At 30.9% G+C, this 20,220-nt stretch carries 17 protein-coding genes; 6 read left to right on the plus strand and 11 right to left on the minus strand.

The genetic code is table 11. The annotated features are described in order from the left end of the window. Positions 1-248 precede the first annotated feature (248 nt). The 5 genes from CPJCM30710_RS02170 (at position 249) to modD (ending at position 5,707) form a co-directional block, all read left to right on the plus strand. A complete protein-coding gene (locus CPJCM30710_RS02170) occupies positions 249-1,214 on the plus strand; it encodes a substrate-binding domain-containing protein (protein ID WP_212902531.1) in 966 nt (321 codons plus the stop codon). A gap of 918 nt (positions 1,215-2,132) precedes the next feature. Next, positions 2,133-2,936 carry a molybdate ABC transporter substrate-binding protein gene (modA, locus tag CPJCM30710_RS02175; protein WP_212902532.1) on the plus strand — a complete coding sequence of 268 codons (804 nt, stop codon included), beginning with the start codon at positions 2,133-2,135 and terminating at the stop codon, positions 2,934-2,936. Positions 2,937-3,098: 162 nt separating this feature from the next. Beyond that, on the plus strand, positions 3,099-3,785 hold the full coding sequence (gene modB / locus CPJCM30710_RS02180) for a molybdate ABC transporter permease subunit (RefSeq protein WP_212902533.1): 687 nt from the start codon (positions 3,099-3,101) through the stop codon (positions 3,783-3,785). 1 nt (position 3,786) lies between these two features. Next, the gene (locus CPJCM30710_RS02185; RefSeq protein WP_212902534.1) at positions 3,787-4,848 is read left to right on the plus strand and encodes a sulfate/molybdate ABC transporter ATP-binding protein; all 1,062 of its coding nucleotides are present in this window, start codon (positions 3,787-3,789) and stop codon (positions 4,846-4,848) included. Between the two features lie 16 nt (positions 4,849-4,864). Then, positions 4,865-5,707 carry a ModD protein gene (gene modD / locus CPJCM30710_RS02190; RefSeq protein ID WP_212902535.1) on the plus strand — a complete coding sequence of 281 codons (843 nt, stop codon included), beginning with the start codon at positions 4,865-4,867 and terminating at the stop codon, positions 5,705-5,707. A gap of 82 nt (positions 5,708-5,789) precedes the next feature. Here the strand turns inward: modD and purB are convergent, their stop codons facing one another. Beyond that, positions 5,790-7,220, minus strand: a complete 1,431-nt coding sequence (purB, locus tag CPJCM30710_RS02195; protein WP_212902536.1) for an adenylosuccinate lyase — start codon at positions 7,218-7,220, stop codon at positions 5,790-5,792. Positions 7,221-7,361: 141 nt separating this feature from the next. On the opposite strand from purB, the gene CPJCM30710_RS02200 reads away from it, so the two are divergent. Further along, the gene (locus CPJCM30710_RS02200; RefSeq protein WP_212902537.1) at positions 7,362-7,592 is read left to right on the plus strand and encodes a DUF378 domain-containing protein; all 231 of its coding nucleotides are present in this window, start codon (positions 7,362-7,364) and stop codon (positions 7,590-7,592) included. Between the two features lie 95 nt (positions 7,593-7,687). On the opposite strand, the gene CPJCM30710_RS02205 is transcribed toward CPJCM30710_RS02200, so the two are convergent. The 10 genes from CPJCM30710_RS02205 to dapG form a co-directional block, all read right to left on the minus strand. Next, entirely contained in the window at positions 7,688-7,948 is a 261-nt protein-coding gene (locus CPJCM30710_RS02205; protein ID WP_212902538.1) for an HPr family phosphocarrier protein, read from the minus strand. A 93-nt stretch (positions 7,949-8,041) separates the two neighbouring features. Then, complete coding sequence (locus tag CPJCM30710_RS02210) at positions 8,042-9,241, minus strand: pyridoxal phosphate-dependent aminotransferase (RefSeq protein WP_212902539.1); 1,200 nt, start codon at positions 9,239-9,241, stop codon at positions 8,042-8,044. Positions 9,242-10,418: 1,177 nt separating this feature from the next. Beyond that, the gene (locus CPJCM30710_RS02215; protein ID WP_212902540.1) at positions 10,419-10,679 is read right to left on the minus strand and encodes a stage V sporulation protein S; all 261 of its coding nucleotides are present in this window, start codon (positions 10,677-10,679) and stop codon (positions 10,419-10,421) included. Between the two features lie 163 nt (positions 10,680-10,842). Beyond that, positions 10,843-12,375, minus strand: coding sequence for a ribonuclease Y (rny, locus tag CPJCM30710_RS02220; protein ID WP_212902541.1), 1,533 nt, complete (start codon positions 12,373-12,375; stop codon positions 10,843-10,845). A gap of 263 nt (positions 12,376-12,638) precedes the next feature. Further along, positions 12,639-13,673 carry a recombinase RecA gene (gene recA, locus CPJCM30710_RS02225; RefSeq protein ID WP_212902542.1) on the minus strand — a complete coding sequence of 345 codons (1,035 nt, stop codon included), beginning with the start codon at positions 13,671-13,673 and terminating at the stop codon, positions 12,639-12,641. Between the two features lie 205 nt (positions 13,674-13,878). Beyond that, positions 13,879-14,469, minus strand: coding sequence for a CDP-diacylglycerol--glycerol-3-phosphate 3-phosphatidyltransferase (gene pgsA, locus CPJCM30710_RS02230; protein WP_212902543.1), 591 nt, complete (start codon positions 14,467-14,469; stop codon positions 13,879-13,881). Beyond that, a complete protein-coding gene (rimO, locus tag CPJCM30710_RS02235; RefSeq protein WP_212902544.1) occupies positions 14,456-15,790 on the minus strand; it encodes a 30S ribosomal protein S12 methylthiotransferase RimO in 1,335 nt (444 codons plus the stop codon). The genes pgsA and rimO overlap by 14 nt, the downstream gene beginning before the upstream one ends. 90 nt (positions 15,791-15,880) lie before the next feature. Then, complete coding sequence (locus CPJCM30710_RS02240; RefSeq protein ID WP_212902545.1) at positions 15,881-18,181, minus strand: FtsK/SpoIIIE family DNA translocase; 2,301 nt, start codon at positions 18,179-18,181, stop codon at positions 15,881-15,883. A 77-nt stretch (positions 18,182-18,258) separates the two neighbouring features. Next, the gene (locus CPJCM30710_RS02245; RefSeq protein ID WP_212902546.1) at positions 18,259-18,957 is read right to left on the minus strand and encodes a ClpP family protease; all 699 of its coding nucleotides are present in this window, start codon (positions 18,955-18,957) and stop codon (positions 18,259-18,261) included. 58 nt (positions 18,958-19,015) lie between these two features. Next, on the minus strand, positions 19,016-20,209 hold the full coding sequence (dapG, locus tag CPJCM30710_RS02250; RefSeq protein WP_212902547.1) for an aspartate kinase: 1,194 nt from the start codon (positions 20,207-20,209) through the stop codon (positions 19,016-19,018). Positions 20,210-20,220 lie beyond the last annotated feature (11 nt).

Here is a 20,220-nt window from a genome sequence, read left to right on the forward strand (position 1 = left end):
AAACTATTAATATAAAGTCCCCTTTTAACCTAGTCTCCAGATGATCTATTTTTATTTCAGTCACGTTATGTAATGTTATGTTTAGTTTCATTATATGGAACATATTGAAAAAAATCAATATAAATTTGGAAAAGTTTAATTATATCTATATATATTTTTAAAAGAAGTGTTATAATAAGTCTTAAGAATTTCGAAGATAATTTGTGTATATATAAAAATATCCACATTACAAAGGAAGGAGACTTAGAATGTCAAAAGATTCATCTTTAACACCCCAAGAGGTTGCGGATATACTGAAAATAGCAAAAAATACTGTATATGAATTAATAAAACGTGGAGATCTAAATGCTTATAGAATTGGAAGAAAGGTAAGAATTGATCCTGAAGATGTAGAGAATTATAAGAATAAAACGAAGAACATTAAAACTAGCAATCCTTCTATTACTGTTTCAAATAATACAATATCATCAAATCCTAAACCTATCTCTCTTGAAGACATGAAACCCAATAGAGGATTTGTAATTTGCGGTCAAGATATTATTTTAGATATTCTCTCTAGTTATCTAGAGCATCATCCTAAAGGAATGCCTGCTTTACGTTCATACCTTGGAAGCTATAACGGATTATTTTCACTTTATCAAGGTAGTGTACAGTTAGCTACAGTACATTTATGGGATGGCGATACAAATAAGTATAATATTCCTTATGTGAGAAGAATGCTTCCCGGTATTCCAGCAATAATTATTCATCTTGGCTGTCGTATGCAAGGCTTCTACGTAAAAAAAGGAAATCCAAAGGGAATAAAAAACTGGGAAGATTTAAAACGTCAAGATATTTCAATAATTAATAGAGAGAAAGGATCTGGTACTCGTATTCTTCTTGATGAACATTTACGCCGCATGGACATATATGGTTCATCAATTCAAGGTTATAGTCGTGAAACCTTATCTCATTTTGCAGTAGCCAGTACCGTTGCTAGAGGAGGAGCTGATTTAGCAATAGGCAGTGAAAAAATAGCATTACAAGTTCAAGGAATTGACTTTATTCCATTACAAAAAGAGAGATATGAACTTGTAATGAAAAAAGAGGACATGGAAAAACCGGAATTTCAAGCAATTATAGAAATTATACGTTCTAAAGAATTCAAGATGGAACTTGAAGGATTAGGTGGCTATGATTTAGATGAAATTGGACAAATTATATACGAAACTTAACCCCTTTACACTACATAATTCTTTTTATAAATTTAAAGATATGATGATGTCTATAAATTAATTTTTTATTACAATTATAACAACAATGAGCCATCTACTTCTAAGAGTAGGTGGCTTATTATTTAATTTGCTGCCATTTAGCAACACGAAATATTGCTAAAACTGAGAAACCTCTCTCATATGATAAATTCTATTATAAAATATAATGTTAATTTCATTTTTTGGTTGATTTGTTATTTAATATCATATATAATTAACATAACAAGACACAACATAACAAAACAACATGTAGCATATTATAAATAATTAATATAGTATAGAGATGTTTATACCTGCATAAGATATTAATCAAGTATTTTTTATTTTCCAAAATTATATTTTATTCTAGACAAATTCATGATATATAGTGATTAGTCATTTACCACCTCCTTGTTTCTTTTATTATATAGTTGCCACCTGAAACTATAATTAATAAAAATGTGTAAATGACTAATTTACTTTATATAAACTTAATAAGTTTTTAATTGATTTTTTACGAAATATTATATATAATCAAATAAAATATAACAACATAACTTCACATTTCGCAATAAAAAAATACAAAACATAATGCAAAATTATATTTTGTACTATAAATTAAATTTAATAGGCATAGAGCCTATTAAATTTAATGCAGATTTCACTTACTGAAATGACAGCAAATAAAATAATAATATAACTTTTTCATCTCAATGACGAGACTACAACAAATTACGTTGTAATCTAAGTCATTTTTTTATTTTCCAGAAATTTTATTTTCAGATATAGTAAATACGCAAATATAAGTGGCTAAATATTTATGTTCTAGTCTATCTCATGAATTATAGTACTTATAATTATAATCAATAAAATATATACATAATTAAGGAGGAAAACTATATGAAAAAAACGAACTCATTATTAGCAATAACTTTATCTATTATCTTTACCCTTTTAATTACAGGTTGTAGCAAAACCCAACCATCACAAGACATAAAAAAAGCAAACTCAGTAACCTTAACTGTATCTGCTGCTGCAAGTTTAAAGGATTCTATGGAAGAAATAAAAAAAATATATGCATCTGAAAAGCCAAATGTTTCAATAACTTATAATTTTGGTGCTTCGGGTTCACTGCAACAGCAAATTGAGCAAGGGGCTCCTGCAGACATTTTTATATCTGCAGCAACTAAGCAAATGAAAGCACTTCAAGAAAAAGGTTTAATCATCAATGAAACTAAAAAAGATCTTTTGGAGAACAAAGTTGTACTTATCACTTCTAAAGATAAATCAGATATTAAAGACTTCACAGATTTAGCTAATGAAAAAGTAAAAAAAGTAGCCCTTGGCGAACCAAAAAGTGTACCAGTAGGTCAATACTCCCAAGAGGTACTAACAAAACTTAATATTCTTGAAAAAGTACAATCAAAAGCAGTATTCGCAAAGGATGTTAAGGAAGTTTTAACATGGGTAGAAACTGGTAATGTTGATGCAGGTATTGTATATGAAACAGATGCAAAAGTATCACAAAAAGTAAATATCGTTGCTCCTGCTCCTGATAATTCTCATTCACCTATAATCTATCCTGCAGCTGCTATAAAAGCTAGCAAAAATGTTGATGAAGCAAAAGAGTTTATCAACTTCCTTTCAAGCGACAAGGCTAAAGAAGCATTTGAGAAATATGGTTTTCACGTTATAAAAAAATAATTTCTTAAATTTTTATGTTGTTCCTAGCTTTAAAGCATTGAATTTTCTACAGTTAAGAATTTTAAGTAGATTTTTCAATGCTTTTAAAGTTTAACTAACACAACAGATTTACTTAGAATATTCTTAAACATACAATAGGACTAACAAGAAAGGATGGTTATAATGGGAATCGATGTATCTCCTATACTAATATCTTTAAAAACAGCACTAACAGCTACTATTATTACCTTCTTTATAGGTATTTTTACAGCTCAAATAATGACCAACTATAATGGAAAATTTAAAGGAATTATAGATGCTATTTTTACACTTCCTCTCGTTTTACCTCCTACTGTTGTTGGTTTCTTCCTTCTATTACTTTTTGGTAAGAATGGGCCTTTTGGCAAAGCACTTCAACAAATAGGTATTCAGTTAATTTTCTCATGGCCTGCTACAGTCATTGCAGCAGTCGTAGTAGCATTTCCTTTAATGTATAAAACCACAAGAGCAGCTTTTGAACAAATTGATACTAACATTATAAATGCAGCTAGAACCCTTGGGCTTTGTGAATGGTCAATTTTTTGGCGCATTATAGTACCCATTGCTTGGCCTGGAATTGCTGCTGCAACTATCCTTGCCTTTACAAGAGCACTTGGAGAATTTGGGGCCACATTAATGATTGCAGGGAATATTCCTGGTAAAACACAAACCATTCCTATTGCCATCTTCTTCGCTGCTGAAGGTGGAGAAATGACAAAAGCCCTTATGTGGGTAATCATTATAATGAGCATTTCATTTATTGTCATTGTTTTAATGAACTATTGGTCAGAGTATCAGCGTAAGATTATGATAGGAAGGGGGAAGATGTAACATGGAGCTTTTAGTAGATATTGAAAAGGATCTTCCTGGGTTTACACTTAAAGTAAAATTTCAAGCAAAAAATGAAGCTTTAGGACTATTGGGAGCATCAGGCTGTGGAAAAAGTATGACCTTGCGTTGTATTGCAGGAATTGAGACACCTACCCGCGGCTCTATTATATTAAATGGCAAAATTCTTTTTGATTCTAAAAAAGGAATTAATCTTCCTGCTCGTAAAAGAAAAGTGGGCTTTCTATTCCAAAACTATGCCTTATTTCCCCATATGACTGTAGCTCAAAATATTTCTGTTGGTTTAATGAATCTTCCACTAAAAGAGCGATGCCGTATTGTGGAAGAAAAAATTGAAATGATGCATTTAAAAGGGCTTGAAGAGAGATATCCTTGCCAATTATCCGGTGGACAACAACAGCGTGTGGCTTTAGCAAGGGCATTAGCAATTGAGCCAGAAATTTTACTTCTTGATGAACCCTTTTCCGCCTTGGATAATTATCTGAAAAGTCAAGTAGAAAAAGAACTAATAGATGTTCTAGCCTCATTTTCAGGTGTTACTTTGTTTGTATCACATGACATGGACGAAGTTTATAGAATATGTAAAAATATTATTGTTCTTTCAAAGGGCAGGGAAGAAGCATATGGCCCCAAAGAGGAAATATTCAAAAGACCTCCTACACTAGCAACTGCTCAGTTAACAGGATGTAAAAACATCTCTAGAGCACGAAGGATTTCTTCTAATACGGTAGAGGCACTTGACTGGGGATGTACACTTCAAGTCAATGAGCCAGTTGATGATTCAATATCGTATATTGGGATTAGAGCACACCATATCATTCTTGGAGACATTGTTAATAATAAAAATGTATTTAATTGTACTATACAGAATATAAGCGAGACTCGTTTCAGCGTTAGCGCCTATATACAAGTTAACAATACAACTTTAGAAGATAAAACTCACTATTTACAATGGGAAGTTTCAAAGGATATTTGGAGCATGATACGCAACTCATCTTCACCTTTGAATGTATGTATTCCACCAGAAAAGATTTTTTTAATATGATAAGGAAGTGACGAAAATGTATATTACAGACCAAGCAATTGAGAACTTTATTAAAGAGGATGTCCCTTATATAGATTTGACTACCGCTATACTTGAAATCGGAGCACAGGAAGGTAGAATTCAATTTATTTCCCGTGAGGAAGCCGTACTATGCGGTTCAGAAGAAGTTACTAGAATATTTGATAAATTAAATATCAAAACAAAAAAATGTTTACCATCTGGTACACTTTTAAAACCAAATGTCCCATTCATCGAAGGTGAAGGAAATGCTGAAAATCTGCATATGGCATGGAAGGTATCATTAAATATCCTGGAGTATTGTTCAGGAATAGCAACTAAAACAAAGAAGTTAGTAGATAAAGCAAAAGAAATCAATCCAAATATCTCTATTGTTACTACTAGAAAATCCTTCCCTGGAACTAAAGAGCTAGCGATAAAATCTATTATCTCAGGTGGTGCATATCCTCATAGAATTGGGTTATCAGAAACTATATTAATATTTGAACAACATATAAACTTTATTGGTGGAATAGATAACCTTGTAAATATGATTAGCAAAATAAAATCAAGTGCTTGTGAGAAAAAAATAATCGTAGAGGTTGAATCATTAGATAATGCACTCAAACTTTGTATGGCAGGTGTTGATGGAATACAATTTGATAAAATAGCTCCTTACGATTTAAAAGACTATGTAAGTAGAATAAAAAATATAAACCCACACATAACTACAATTGCAGCAGGTGGGATAAATGAAAATAACATTGCAGATTATGCTCAGACTGGAGTAGATGCTATAGCAACCACCTCAGTTTATTTTTCAAAACCAATTGATATGTCTGCTAAAATTATAAAATCATGATTATACTAAAACGAAAAATAAGAGTGAGAGGATTAATACCCTCTCACTCTTATCAAATTTCAGTTTGTTATATATTATATAACTATACGTTAATTTCTGCCTTTACTCCAAGCATTTCTTTGTTTGCTTCTAGTATAGGATTTACAAAATCATCTATAAATTCTACTACTTGGTTTGGTGCTCTACCAACGAACTTTTTAGCATCAATTATTGATAATATTTCTTCTTCAGTAAGTTTGAAGCTATCATCATTTATAATTCTTTCTATAAGATCGTTATTTAAGCCTTCACCCTTAACTCTTTGAGCAGCAGCCATAGAATGTACTCTGATTTTTTCGTGTAATTCTTGTCTGTCTCCACCTCTTTTAACTGATTCCATCATTATGTTTTCTGTTGCCATGAAAGGAAGTTCATTGCTTACATGCGCTGCAACTACTTTTTCATAAACAACCATACCTTCAGCTATATTTATGTAAAGATTTAAAACACCATCTAGTGCTAAGAATGCTTCAGCAACAGCAATTCTCTTATTTGCAGAGTCATCTAATGTTCTTTCAAACCATTGAGTTGCAGCTGTTATAGCTGGGTTTAATGAATTAACAATTACGTGTCTTGCAAGTGCACTTATTCTCTCTGATCTCATTGGGTTTCTCTTATATGCCATTGCAGATGAACCTATTTGGTTCTTCTCAAATGGTTCTTCTACTTCCTTCATGCTTTGTAATAATCTTAAATCATTACTGAATTTATAAGCACTTTGAGCAATCTCTGATAGCGTATTTAATACGATTGAATCAACTTTTCTTGGATAAGTCTGACCAGTTACAGCATAACTGCTTTCGAATCCCATTCTCTCTGCTACCATTTTGTCTAGAGCCTTAATCTTTTCTTGGTCACCATTGAATAAAGTCATAAAACTAGCTTGAGTTCCTGTAGTTCCTTTTACCCCTCTAAGCTTTAGTGTATCTATAACAAAGTCTATGTTTTCTATATCTAATAATAAATCTTGAATCCATAGAGTTGCTCTCTTACCTACTGTAGTAAGCTGAGCTGGTTGAAAATGAGTAAAGCCTAATGCAGGCATATCTTTATATTTCATAGCAAATTCACTAAGAAGCTTTATAACATTGACAATCTTCTTTTTTGTTAGTAAAAGTGCTTCTTTCATTACTATTATATCAGTGTTATCTCCAACATAGCAGCTTGTAGCACCAAGATGGATAATTCCTTTTGCGCTAGGGCATTGTAATCCATAAGCATAAACATGGCTCATTACGTCATGTCTAACCTTCATTTCTTGTTCTATAGCATCATCATAGTTTATATCATATATATGACTTTTTAACTCTTCTATTTGCTCATCTGTAATATTTAAACCTAGTTCCTTTTCGCATTCTGCTAGAGCGACCCACAGCTTTCTCCAAGTGGAAAATTTCTTATCATCTGAAAATAAAAATGACATCTCTTTTGATGCATATCTTGAGTTTAACGGTGTGCTGTATAAATCTCTCATTTTTCATCCTCCTACGAATATACTTTATAAAATTTACTTTAACATTCGTATTATAACATATTTTTTAAGATTTAACAGTTATATTTTATATATTTTTGAAATATAAATACTATAAGAAAACATTTGATGGGGGTTGGTGGAGTGTACAAGCTTAATTCAATCGATAAGCTAAGTTTTTTATTGGTTATTATTGGAGCTATTAATTGGGGATTAATAGGCCTATTTAATTTAAATGTTGTTAGGGTTATTTCTTTCAATAGCTATGCTTTTGAAAGAATCATCTATATTTTAGTATTTGCATCTTCTATAAATTTAATTGCACTTATTATAAAAAGTAAGGCAATTAATGATACATTTTTATTTAAAAAATAAAGTTGAGTCGGCATTAAGCCTACTCAACTTTAATCAAATTCCACTTCATGAAATAACAATAATAAAAAAGGTTCCAAAGGAACCTTTTTTATGTATTATTCTTCTAAATTTTCGATTACTTTTGCAATTTCTTCAGCTGCTAAAGTTTCATCATCACCTGAAGCAACAACTTTTACTACTGCATCCTTTGTTACTCCTAAAGAAAGAACTCCGATTAAGCTCTTAACGTTTGCTTTCTTTCCATTGAATTCAAGGCTTATATCTGACTTGAATGAAGACGCCTTCTTAACTAATAATGTTGCTGGTCTAGCATGTAAACCTGTTGAATTTTTAACTACTACTTCTCTTGTAACCATTTCATGCACCTCTTTATCATTTTTTATATTTATTATAGTTAACTATTATATTATAATAATTTTTTAGCAAAATTTCAATAACTTTTGGTCAAGTTAGCATTTTTTTATATAATTTACAAATTTCTCCACTCTATCTAGACCTAACTTTATATTATCCATTGAAGTTGCATAAGATAATCTAATATAATTATCTAATCCAAAAGCACTTCCTGGTATAACAGCTACATTGTTTCTTTTTAGTAGCTCTTCTGAAAATTGAATGGAGTTCTCTATAATAGTATCTCCGATTTTTTTATTTAAATAGTTAGATATATTTACCATAACATAAAATGCCCCTGATGGATAAATTGTTTTTAAACCATCAATTTGATTTATTCTTTCTATCATAAAATCTCTTCTTTTTTCAAATTCTGATTTCATAGATTCAACTTCATCTTGAGGACCATTTAATGCTTCTATAGAAGCTACTTGAGCAATTGTATTAGGATTAGAAGTCATATGACTTTGTATATTTGTCATTAATTTAACAATCTCTTCTGAACCAGCAGCATATCCTATTCTCCATCCAGTCATAGAATAAGATTTTGATAATCCATTTATAACAACTGTTCTTTTATAAGCATCCTCAGAAATAGAAGCTATGCTTATATGTTTACCATCTCCATATATAAGTTTTTCATACATCTCATCTGAAACAATAATTAAATCATGTTCTTTTGCAAAATCTGCAATTTCTCTTAATTCTTCCTCAGTATAAATTGTTCCAGTAGGATTATTAGGACTGTTGATAATTATCGCTTTTGTTTTTGAAGTAATAACTTTTTCAAGTATATTTACATTATATTTAAAACTTTCATCTTCTAACGTCTCAACAAAAACTGGAACACCATCAGCAATTTTAACTAATTCAGGATAGCTTACCCAATATGGTATTGGTATTAGTACTTCATCTCCCGGATTTAGTATCGCCATAAAAAGATTAGCTAAACTTTGTTTAGCACCTGTTGAAACAATTACTTGTGAAGTTCTATATTCTAAATTATTATCTACTTTTAATTTATTAATTATGGCATTCTTTAATTCAATTAAACCAGATGCTGGTGTATATTTAGTTTGGCCTTCATTCATTGCTTTTATTGCTGCTTGGATTATATTATTTGGAGTATTAAAGTCTGGTTCTCCAGCACCAAATCCTATAACATCCAGACCATTACTCTTCATCTCTTTTGCTTTAGCAGTTATTGCTAATGTCAAAGATGGTGATAATGAACTTATTTTAGTTGAAAATTTCATAGTATACCTCCATTTAATCTATTGTTAAAATTAATTATTTTATATAAATTACTTTAATTTATTTCATACCTTCCAATAACTGTATTATGATCACATATATTTGACTCATGACAATCACTATCTTCAGTTATAATTAATTTATATTTTTTACTTAAATCATAGTAATTATTAATTTGGACTTTAGTATGTCCTGGATGATAAACTTCAAAATTTTAAATGCTTATTGTTTTCTTAAGCATCATATATTTATGTATTTTACCAGCATATGCTAACACTGGAGCTTTTTCAATATATTTCATAGCTTTATTTAAGCTAACATTGTTTATATCAATAAAATATCCTAATATGTGAGTAACTCACCGCTTATAGAGGCGAGAGCTTATAACCCTACTAAAGATAAATAACTTCAATCTTTAATCAATTCATGAAAATAGCCTCGACATGCAATGCTTTTTCATGAATTATAAGTTCAGTTATGAAGTTGTGTATCTATACATGTGCTGACTGAAGATACTAATCCCCCATCTGAAACAAGGTTACTATGGAGTTAAAACACCATCTGATAAATTAGAATGAATGTGTAAATCAGCATATTTCATCTAATACACCCTATTTATAGCATACATATATAAAATATAGCACCATATTGATTGAATGTAAATAAAAATGTATCCCAGCTATCACTTCCTACACGTAGCTATACAAAGAAATTCTCTTCATAACTTCAATTCACTTCTAAAAGGTCCAGACTCGCTATCATTGAAAGAGTTGCACTTTCTTAACGAAATCGCCTTAAGCCACTGAGAAAATTTTAATTATTTATTTAAACTACTCTTCCGTGATTAAGATACAACTTTCCTAGCAAGCCTTATATGTGGTTTGTGTCCCCCAGGCCGAGATTTTGCCTCCGGCTTCCTTCAGACTCCACCTCACGATGGACGCTCTTGTCATTGTCTAGTGGTTCCCACTACCAATCCCACAACGAACTTTCATCGCCAAGTTGTCGCCCATGCTGGGCACACATAAATAAAGCTGAGTAGGCTAGATGCCTACTCAGCTTTCACTTTCTAAAATAACGATAAATAAAATTTAATACATATCGAACCTATTAAATCTGAGCCAGATTTCACTTTGTGAAATGGCATCAAATAAAGAGGATATAGCTTGTCCCCTAAAATTATCTAGGTTGTACTATTAATTTTATTGCAGTTCTTTCTTCTCCATCAATTTGAATATCAGTAAAAGCAGGAACACAAATTATATCTTTACCACTCGGAGCTACAAATCCCCTAGCTATAGCTATCGCCTTAACAGCTTGATTTATTGCTCCGGCTCCAACAGCTTGGATTTCAACAATATTTTTCTCCTTAATTATAGCCGCTAATGCCCCTGCGACAGAATTAGGGTTTGATTTAGTTGATACTTTTAATACTTCCATTATTATTTACCCTCCTACATATTTATTGATAGATATCGTTTACAACAAATACTAAAACTTACTTATATATATAAATTCTATATAAAGGAAGAAAATCCTTCTAATTAAGATATGTTTTTAAAAATAAAATACATTTTGTATAAAACAAAATGTATCTTATTTACTATTTTGCGTAATCAACAGCACGGGTTTCTCTAATTACATTTATCTTTATTTGTCCTGGATATTCAAGTTGTTCTTCTATATTCTTAACAATATTTCTTGCCATTTCAATAGCCCCTGCATCATCAACTTGATCTGGTTTAACCATAATTCTAATTTCTCTACCAGCTTGAATGGCATATGACTTTTCTACACCTTCGTATGAATTTGCAATTTCTTCGAGTTTTTCTAATCTCTTTATATAAGCTTCTAGTGTTTCTCTTCTAGCTCCAGGTCTAGCAGCTGAAATAGCGTCTGCAGCTTGAACTAACACCGCTTCTAAAGATTGCATTTCAACATCACCATGGTGTGCTGCAATAGCATTAACAATTATAGGAGATTCATGATACTTCTTAGCTAACTCACCACCAATTAAAGCATGTGGTCCTTCATATTCTTGATCAACGGCTTTTCCTATGTCATGAAGTAATCCTGCTCTTCTAGCAAGATTAACATCTAAACCTAACTCTGAAGCCATTAAACCAGCTAAGTATGCAACTTCTATAGAATGTTTAAGAACATTTTGTCCATAACTTGTTCTATATTTCAATCTACCTAGAAGTTTAATTAATTCAGGATGTAAACCATGAACCCCAGTCTCAAAGGTTGCTTGTTCTCCTTCTTCCTTGATGTCGTTATCTACATCTTTTATAGCTCTTTCAACCATCTCTTCAATTCTAGCTGGATGAATTCTTCCATCTACTATTAATTTTTCCAAAGCAATTCTTGCAACTTCTCTTCTTATCGGATCAAAGCTGGATAGGATTACTGCTTCTGGAGTATCATCTATGATTAAATCTACTCCAGTAAGAGTTTCTAATGTTCTAATATTTCTACCTTCTCTACCTATTATTCTACCCTTCATTTCATCATTCGGTAGAGCAACGACGTGAACTGTGGATTCAGAAACGTGATCAGCAGCACATCTTTGTATTGCAGTTGTTATTATTTCTCTAGCCTTTTTATCAGCTTCTTCTTTAGCTTTCGCTTCAACTTCTTTAATCATAATAGCTGCATCGTGCTTTATTTCTCTATTAATTTCATCTAAAAGAATTTGTCTTGCTTCTTCACTTGAAAGATTTGATATTCTCTCAAGTTCTTCACGTTGCTTTGCATAAAGCTCCTGTATACTTTGTTCAAGTTGTTGAACCTCTAATATTTTCTTATTGAGATTCTCATCCTTTTTTTCAAGAACGTCACCTTTCTTATCTAATGACTCTTCTCTTTGGATTAATCTTCTTTCAAATCGTTGAATTTCACTTCTTCTTTCACGAGACTCTCTTTCAAAATCATTTCTAAGTTTATGAACCTCTTCTTTTGCCTCTAAAATTGATTCCTTTTTAATAGCTTCGGCTTCCTTTTTAGCATTTTCTAGAGTTATTTGTGCATCATGTTCTAAACTTGAAATTTTTTGTTTAGACACTTTTTGAATTACAGTATATTGAATTATCCCTAAAATAACTAAAACTACTAAGCCAATTAATACTTCAAACATATAAACACCTCCTTCGCGTAGTTAAGCAATGTATTAAAGTAAATATGAAAGCGTAAAAAGGTGTCATATTATTCTTACTGTAAATATTTGAATATGATAAACCAGTATTTGTTATTATTGTATATTAAAAATAAAATTATGTCAAGTTAATGATATGAGTGTAAAGAAAACTAAAATTAAAGCATTATACAACTTATATGTGATATATTATTTACAAAAATACTAATAATTATTACAAAAAAACAAATCGCATTTTTAGCGATTTATTTTTCCTCTGCTTTATCTTCTTTTTTAATTGAATAAATAGGTAGATTATACTTTTCTCTAATTTTATTTTCTATTTCTAATGCAATTTCAGGATTATCCTTTAAAAATTGCTTAGCATTTTCTCTTCCTTGACCTAATCTTACATCACCGTATGAGAACCAAGCCCCACTTTTTTGTACAATTTCATCTTTTACACCAACATCTACTATATTTCCAGTTTTTGATATTCCTTCAGCATACATTATATCAAATTCTGCTTGCTTAAACGGTGGCGCTATTTTATTTTTTACTATTTTAACTCTTGTTCTGTTACCAACTACACTATCACCTTGTTTTATTGAATCTATTCTTCTAATATCCATTCTAACTGATGCATAAAACTTTAGAGCTCTACCACCTGGTGTTGTTTCGGGATTACCAAACATTACACCAACTTTTTCTCTTAACTGATTGATAAAAATTGTAACACACTTTGACTTATTTATCGTACCAGCTAATTTTCTTAAAGCTTGTGACATAAGCCTAGCTTGTAAACCAACATGGGCATCCCCCATCTCACCTTCTATTTCAGCTCTTGGAACTAATGCAGCAACAGAATCTACAACTAATACATCAATTGCACCTGAACGCACAAGTGCTTCTGTAATTTCTAAAGCTTGTTCTCCTGTATCTGGTTGAGAAACCACAAGATTATCTATATCTACACCTAATACCTTAGCATAACTAGGATCTAAAGCATGCTCAGCATCAATATATGCTACTGCTCCACCAATTTTTTGTGCTTCAGCTGCAATATGTAACGCAACAGTTGTTTTACCTGAACTTTCTGGTCCATATATTTCTATAATTCTTCCTCTTGGTACTCCACCAATTCCTAATGCTATATCTAAATCAAGACATCCAGTAGATATTGCATCTAAATTCAACGTACTGTGCTCGCCTAATTTCATTATAGAACCTTTACCAAATTGCTTCTCAATTTGGCCCATAGCAACTTCAATGGCTTTTAACTTTTCTAAATTAACACCCATTTGGGACACCATCCTCTCTCGAACACTTGTTCTCTCTCAATTATAAAATAATTAATTGTTTTAGTCAACTAGAAAATAAAACTTAATATGTATAGAGCCTATTAAGTTTTCATTAGATTTACTTAGTTAAATGACTGCAAATAAAAGTTCCTTATAGTAAGGAACTTTTACTTAAAATTATTTACATATATTAAATTTCTAATCACTACTTTTCAGTATTTATAACAGATCTATTTTTCTTAAAATAATCAATACCAGAAACAACCGTTATAATTACAGCTAGATATACAGCTATATTAGGTAAGTATTGAAAAGATGAATTTAGAAATTCTTGTTTTTCTACTAATTTAGTTAAATATACAGAAGATCCAATATTTACTTTTAAAAGTAGAAGAATTAGTGCAACAATTTGTACTACAGTTTTAATTTTCCCCCACCAACTAGCAGCAATTACTATCCCATCAGATGCAGCTATAGTTCTTAATCCAGATATAGCAAACTCTCTTGCAATGATTATTACAGCAGCCCATCCTGGTATAACTTGCAGTTCTACCAAAGATATAAGAGCTGAAGTTACCAAAAGTTTATCTGCTAATGGGTCCATAAACTTACCAAAACGAGTAACTTGATTTCTACTTCTAGCTATGTAACCATCAAGTTTATCTGTAAGAGATGCTAGAATAAAAACAGCAGTTGCTATTGATCTACCATATGGTATTTGTTTAACAGCAATCAATATTAAAAAAATCGGCACTAACAAAATTCTAAGTAATGTAAGTCTATTAGCTAAGTTCATCACAAACAACTCCCATTAAATCATATTCCAGTGATTCTATTATCTTTACTTCAACAAATTCGCCTTTTTCTAATTTTCTATTTGTATTTATAAATATGTTACCATCAATTTCAGGAGCCATTTCATAACTTCTTCCGTAATGATATTCTCCATTAAAACCTTCTACTAGTACTTTATATATTTGGCCAACCTTTTGAGTATTTAGTTTTTCTGATATATCTAATTGTTGAAGCATAAGCAATTCTTCTCTCTTATCCTTTAATTCTTCAGATACTTGATCAGCCATAGTTGCTGCAGGGGTTCCCTCTTCTTGTGAATACTTAAACACCCCAACCTTATCAAGTTTTATTTCTCTAATAAAATCTTTTAGTTCCTTAAAATCATCATCATTCTCTCCAGGAAAACCTACAATAAGTGATGTTCTTAAAACTATATTAGGAACTTTTTCTCTTAAAGTATTTATTTTATTTATAATTGCTTCTTTAGTTGTCCTTCTTCCCATAAGTTTTAGAATTTTACTACTAATATGCTGTATTGGTAAATCTATATACTTACATACTTTAGAATTTATAGCAATTTCATCTATAAGTTCATTTGTTATTTCTTCTGGATAACAATACATAACTCTTATCCATTCAATACCATCTATTTCGCTTATTTCTCTTATTAATTCATGAAGTTTCTTTTCCTCATATATATCAATTCCATAGCTTGTAGTATCTTGAGCAATTAATATAACTTCTTTTACACCATTAGAAGCTAAAGCTTTTGCTTCTTTAAGTATATTTTCTTTATATCTGCTTCTGTATTTACCTCTTATTTTAGGAATTATACAATAAGTACAGAAGTTATTACAGCCTTCTGCTATTCTAATATAAGCAGTTTCTTTATCTGTAGTAATAATTCTTTCACCTTCATTGATATTTTCATTACTGTAATTTAAACTTAATACTTTTTTTTGCTCTTTAATAAAATTTGTTATAAGTTCATTAATTTTATTATAGTCATTAACACCAAGCATAATATCTATTTCAGGCATTAAATCTGCTAATTCTTCACCATATCTTTGTGTTAAACATCCAGTAGCAATCAAAAGCTTGCAATTATATTTATTTTTATATTCTGCCATCTCTAAAATTGTATCTATAGATTCCTGCTTAGCTTTTTCAATAAAACCACAAGTATTTACTATAATAATATCTGCCTCTTTTGGTTCATTGGTTATATCATAGTCAGTTTTTACCTTACCTAACATTATTTCAGAATCTACTCTGTTTTTGTCACATCCTAGACTTACTAATCCTACTTTATATTTTATCAATTTAATTCCTCCTGTGTTGTAAAAATCTGCGTTGTAAAAAGAATTCATAAATTAATTTTAAAACTGTTTCTCATTTAACACAAGTATTTTTTAATACATATCATCTAGTTCCTCTCTTGTTATAAGAACCTGTCTTGGTTTGCTTCCATCTTTTTCAGAAATAATGTTATTTTCCTCCAATTGTTCCATAATTCTAGCTGCTCTATTAAACCCAATTCTTAATTTTCTCTGTAAAAATGAAGTCGATGCCTGGCCTGTTTCAACAACTATTCTTATAGCTTCATCCAGTAGTTCATCTCTATCATCACTTATTGTGGCTTGAGTGGATTCACTGTTTATATGTTCTATTATATCAGATTCATAACTTATTTCGCTGGATGTTCCTTTTATAAAGCTTACCACTTTTTCTACTTCTCCTTCAGATATAAAGGCTCCTTGAATTCTTAAAGGTTTAGATTCACCAACAGGATAGAACAGCATGTCTCCCTTTCCTAGAAGCTTTTCTGCTCCTGATGAATCTAATATAGTTCTTGAATCTACCTGACTTGATACTGCAAAGGAAATCCTAGATGGAATATTCGCTTTTATAACTCCTGTTATAACATCAACAGATGGACGTTGGGTTGCAATAACCAGATGCATTCCTGCAGCTCTAGCCATCTGAGCCAATCTTGCTATGTAATCCTCCACATCATTGGGGCAAACCATCATAAGATCTGCAAGCTCGTCTACAATAATAACAATCCAAGGAAGTTTTTCACTAACTATACCTTTTGAAAAAAGTAAATTATATGATTCAACGTTCCTAACTCCATTATCTGCAAACAACTTATATCTACGTGTCATCTCATTAACCGCCCAATTAAGTGCTGCTGCAGCCTTTTTAGGATCGGTTACAACAGGGATTAATAGTTGAGGTATACCATTATATACATTTAATTCTACCACCTTAGGATCAATCATAAGAAGTTTTACCTCATTAGGTGAGTATTTATATAATATACTAATTATTAATGTATTTATACATACACTCTTACCTGAACCTGTAGCCCCTGCTATTAAAAGGTGAGGCATTTTACTTAAATCTGCAATAACACATTTGCCACCTATGTCTTTACCTAATGCAAAAGCAAGTTTATTAGATGTGTTTATAAATTCATCTGACTCTAAAACCTCTCGTAAAAAAACCGCAGTAAGTTCTTTATTTGGTACCTCAATCCCTACTGCTGATTTCCCAGGAATTGGAGCTTCTATTCTCACACCACTGGCTGCAAGACTTAAAGCTATATCGTCAGATAGATTAACAATTTTACTTACTTTGACTCCTGCACTAGGTTGTAATTCAAATCTAGTTACAGAAGGACCTTTAGTCACCTGAATAACTTTAGCTTCAACTCCAAAGCTGTTCAGTGTTTCTTCTAACTTAGCAGCATTAGATATCAGATCCTTTTTATCTTCTTTTTTCATTTTTAAATTAGTGTTAATGTTAAGAACACCTGTAGATGGATATTGATATTCAACATTATTAGATGGATCCATAAGTTTCTCCGAAAGTTCTTTATTAACAACCTCTTTCATTTCATTGTCTAGGGAGGTTTTCTGCTTTTCATTTTCCCTGTTATGCACTTCAATATTTTTATTCTCAACTATAGTATTTCTTGAAACTGCTTCCTCGCCACCTACTTCTTCATGAATAGAAGAACTTTTCATAAAATCTAATATCTTAATTTTATTATTTATCCCATTTATAAACTCTTCCTTATCAGGAATTCTTTTATCCTCTATCTTTATAAATTCATCTTTAACTAAAGTATCCTGATTTTTATCTTTAGTACTTCTATTTTTAGGTATAGTTTTTATAATGTTAAATCCTATATCTTCTAAAGTAAAATCAAATAATATTATTGAACATATAAAATAAAATGAAATAAATATGATATAACATCCTACTGACCCAACCAATTTGTATATGGGAAAATTAATTAAAAATCCAATTATTCCACTATGAACAGAAGATTTAGCAAAAACAATAGCTCTTAATGAATTCATAAGACTGGTTTCATCATAAAACTCCCTAAAAGTTATAGTTTGTATTAAAAGTAATGTATTTATTATTAGAACAGTTACGCCCCAAAAGGTTTTAGAAAGAGTAACTTCTCCTTTGGTTTTAATATACAATATAGCAATGTATATTAAATAAATAGGGAGTATAAACGCCCCCATACCTATTAAAGATACGAAAAAAAACTTAGAAAAATACGATAGATATCCAGCTGAGCTTGTATATAAACTTATCATCATAATTAAACTTAAGGCAATTAGCAATATACCTGTTATATCTGAATTCTTATCTTTTATAGTTTTTTTTGTTTTTAACCTCTTCTTAGCCATACATAATCACCCCACTTAATATTTTCTACAAATAAAAAGATTTTCCTTTAATACATATAAATAAACCATAGGTTTTCCTATGGCTTATCTAATTCTATCATTGAATTCAATTTAGAAAGCGCCTCTTTAACTCCCCCAACTTCATCTATTAAACCACAATCTACAGCTTCTTTTCCTATCAAAATAGTTCCCATATCATTAAGTAGCTCATCTGTTTGCATCATTAAATGCCTAAGAGTATCCTTATCCATTTTAGAAGTTCGGGTTATAAATTCATTAATTCTTTCTTGCATCTTATTAAAATATTTAAATGTTTGTGGAACACCTATCACTAAACCATTCATTCTTATTGGGTGTATTATCATCGTTGCAGAAGGAGATATAAAAGAGTAATTAGCCGCAGTTGCTAGTGGAACTCCAATTGAGTGGCCTCCACCAATTACTAAAGAAACTGTTGGCTTGCTTAAGCTTCGTATCATTTCTGCAATTGCTAGACCTGCTTCAACATCTCCTCCTACAGTATTTAATACCGTTAGAATTCCTTTTACATTCTCATTTTGTTCCATTTCAATAAGCTGAGGAATAACATGTTCATATTTTGTTGTTTTTGATTGAGGTGGTAAAACACCATGCCCTTCAATCTGCCCTATAATAGGAAGTATTTGTATCTTTTGATCATTCTTAACAACACTTGTGTTCCCAAACTCTTTTACTGCTTCTATCTTTGAATCAACTTTCTTTTCTTCACTTTCATCAAGGTTTCTTTTTTCGCTCATAACCATTCCTCCTGTACATTGTTATTTTGCACAGGTAAGTATATGGTTATACAGTTACTTACATAAAAACTTTATGAAGAGCTTTAATCGCTTTTTCAACATTATATGAATGAACCAGACACCAAATCGTCATATGAGAATCTGCTGTTTGTAAAATCTCAATATTATTTTCATCTAAAACATTCACTATTTTTGCTATCACACCTGGTATACCTTTCATTCGAGAACCTATAATAGCAATTTTACTGCAATTATCTACAATGGAATAAGATAATTCTTTTGATTTTAATACATTTTCAAGCTTTTCTTTGTCCTCAGAATCTATGGTAAATACTTTTTCTGTAGGAAAGATATTAATTAAATCTAAACTTATTTTACTTGATGCTAACATGTCTAATACACATCTAAATTCTTTATTTTCTTTATTTTCATCGAGCTTTATGATTACTTGAGTTCTATCTCCCATATGAGTAATACCAGTAACAATTCTAGAATTATCAGAATCACCTAATCTGTCAATTATTGTCCCTTGACAGTTTGATAGAGTATTCTTTATAACAAGAGGGATATTACCCTTCATTGCTACTTCAACTGCTCGTGGGTGAATTACTTTAGCCCCTTGATCAGCAAATTGGAAAACTTCATTATAACTTATTTTATCTATTAAATTTGCATTCTCAACTATTCTCGGATCAGCAGTCATGATTCCATCTACATCTGTGTATATTTGAATCTCATGAGCTCCTAAAGCAACACCAAGAATTGATGCGGATGTATCACTTCCACCTCTTCCTAGTGTTGTAAAATAGCCATTCTTATCAACGCCTTGAAATCCTGTTATTATAGGAACCTTACCTTCAGATATTATTTTGATGATTTTTCTTGTATCAACATCAATTAGAGATGCATTTGAATAGTTACTATCAGTTATAATTCCAGCTTGTCCTCCAGTTAGAGGAACTGCATTTATATTATTCTTGTAAAGTTCCTCACACATTTTAACAGAACTAATGATTTCCCCACAGCACATTAAAAGATCACATGAAAGCTTATCTTGTTTTTTAAAGCTGTTTTCTACTAGTGATAATAATGTATCAGTAGCATAAGGTTCTCCTTTGCGTCCCATAGCTGATACAACAACGACAGGAGAATATCCTTCCTCAATAGCTACTTTAATCTTTCGTACTACATGTTGTCTTCTTTCAGCAGTTGATACTGAAGTACCTCCAAACTTTTGTACTATAATATTCAAGCTATCACTCC

It is taken from the genome of Clostridium polyendosporum (assembly GCF_018332455.1).
GTDB lineage: Bacteria > Bacillota > Clostridia > Clostridiales > Clostridiaceae > Clostridium_AY > Clostridium_AY polyendosporum.

What these genes read in the sequence shown, in the direction of transcription:
- purB (WP_212902536.1), bottom strand. Translation starts at nt 7,220, where the DNA reads ATGAGAGATTTATACAGCACACCGTTAAACTCAAGATATGCATCAAAA.
- CPJCM30710_RS02245 (WP_212902546.1), bottom strand. Translation starts at nt 18,957, where the DNA reads ATGAGCGAAAAAAGAAACCTTGATGAAAGTGAAGAAAAGAAAGTTGAT.
- CPJCM30710_RS02240 (WP_212902545.1), bottom strand. Translation starts at nt 18,181, where the DNA reads ATGGCTAAGAAGAGGTTAAAAACAAAAAAAACTATAAAAGATAAGAAT.
- CPJCM30710_RS02170 (WP_212902531.1), top strand. Translation starts at nt 249, where the DNA reads ATGTCAAAAGATTCATCTTTAACACCCCAAGAGGTTGCGGATATACTG.
- CPJCM30710_RS02215 (WP_212902540.1), bottom strand. Translation starts at nt 10,679, where the DNA reads ATGGAAGTATTAAAAGTATCAACTAAATCAAACCCTAATTCTGTCGCA.
- rny (WP_212902541.1), bottom strand. Translation starts at nt 12,375, where the DNA reads ATGTTTGAAGTATTAATTGGCTTAGTAGTTTTAGTTATTTTAGGGATA.
- modB (WP_212902533.1), top strand. Translation starts at nt 3,099, where the DNA reads ATGGGAATCGATGTATCTCCTATACTAATATCTTTAAAAACAGCACTA.
- CPJCM30710_RS02185 (WP_212902534.1), top strand. Translation starts at nt 3,787, where the DNA reads ATGGAGCTTTTAGTAGATATTGAAAAGGATCTTCCTGGGTTTACACTT.
- modA (WP_212902532.1), top strand. Translation starts at nt 2,133, where the DNA reads ATGAAAAAAACGAACTCATTATTAGCAATAACTTTATCTATTATCTTT.
- CPJCM30710_RS02210 (WP_212902539.1), bottom strand. Translation starts at nt 9,241, where the DNA reads ATGAAATTTTCAACTAAAATAAGTTCATTATCACCATCTTTGACATTA.
- modD (WP_212902535.1), top strand. Translation starts at nt 4,865, where the DNA reads ATGTATATTACAGACCAAGCAATTGAGAACTTTATTAAAGAGGATGTC.
- pgsA (WP_212902543.1), bottom strand. Translation starts at nt 14,469, where the DNA reads ATGAACTTAGCTAATAGACTTACATTACTTAGAATTTTGTTAGTGCCG.
- CPJCM30710_RS02205 (WP_212902538.1), bottom strand. Translation starts at nt 7,948, where the DNA reads ATGGTTACAAGAGAAGTAGTAGTTAAAAATTCAACAGGTTTACATGCT.
- recA (WP_212902542.1), bottom strand. Translation starts at nt 13,673, where the DNA reads ATGGGTGTTAATTTAGAAAAGTTAAAAGCCATTGAAGTTGCTATGGGC.